This window comes from Protofrankia sp. CiP1_Cm_nod3, assembly GCF_982290655.1.
In genome coordinates this window covers 32,204-33,258 of the sequence record NZ_CEVIVD010000032.1, presented here as the reverse complement: position 1 = coordinate 33,258, position 1,055 = coordinate 32,204, and the positions used below count along the sequence as shown (strand labels likewise).

Annotated in this window: 1 protein-coding gene; it reads left to right on the top strand. The window is 73.5% G+C overall.

Annotated features, from left to right (window positions below; translation table 11 throughout):
- On the top strand, positions 1 to 1,055 hold a 1,055-nt coding region (locus AC5LUJ_RS09000), incomplete at both ends, for a thiamine pyrophosphate-dependent enzyme (RefSeq protein ID WP_493464765.1).

Below are 1,055 nucleotides of genomic sequence, written 5' to 3'. Positions count from 1 at the left end.
CTCGACGAGGAGTCGACCGCCCTGCAACGCCAGGGTGAGCTCGGCCTGTGGGCGAGCCTGCGCGGGCAGGAGGCGGCCCAGGTCGGCTCGGCGCGGGCGCTGCGCGCCGACGACATGGTCTTCCCGACCTACCGCGAGCACGCGGTGGCCTGGTGCCGGGGCATCGACCCGCTGGACGTCCTCGGCCTGTTCCGCGGGACGGCCCACGGCGGCTGGGACGTGGACGAACACGGCTTCCAGACGTACGCGATCGTGGTGGGTTCCCAGGTCCTGCACGCGACCGGCTACGCCATGGGGGTCACCAAGGAGACCAGGACGGGTCTGGGTCGCCGGCCGGTCGGGACGGCCCACCGGCCCGTCGCCACCACCGGCGGCACCGGCGGCACCGCCGGGAGCGGCGGCACCGCCGGTGACGGCGACGGCCTGCCGGCGACCCTGGTCTACTTCGGCGACGGAGCGTCCAGTCAGGGTGATGTCAACGAGGCGTTCAACTGGGCGGGCGTGTTCGAGGCGCCGGTGGTCTTCTTCTGCCAGAACAACCACTGGGCGATCTCCGAGCCGACGCGGCGGCAGACCCGCGTCCCGATCTATTTCAGGGCCCGCGGGTTCGGCATCACCGGTATCCGGGTGGACGGCAACGACGTGCTGGCGACCCTGGCCGTGACGCGCTGGGCGCTGCGGCAGGCCCGTCAGGGGCGGCCGGCCCTGGTGGAGGCGGTCACCTACCGGATGGGCGCACACACCACCGCGGACGACCCGTCCCGCTACCGCCAGGCGTCGGAGCTCGCGCGCTGGGGCGCCCTCGACCCCATCCAGCGGATGGCGGCCTACCTTCGTGGCCGCGGGCTGCTGGACGACGACGCGGCCAGCGCCCTGGACCGGGAGGCCGACGCGCTCGCGGCCACCATGCGGCAGCGCTGCCTGAACCTGCCCGACCCGGCTCCGCTGAGCCTGTTCGACCACGTGTACGCGCACGACACCGAGGAACTGGTCGACGCCCGGGCCACGTTCGCCGACTTCACCGAGACCGGCTCCACCGAGACCGACTTCACCGA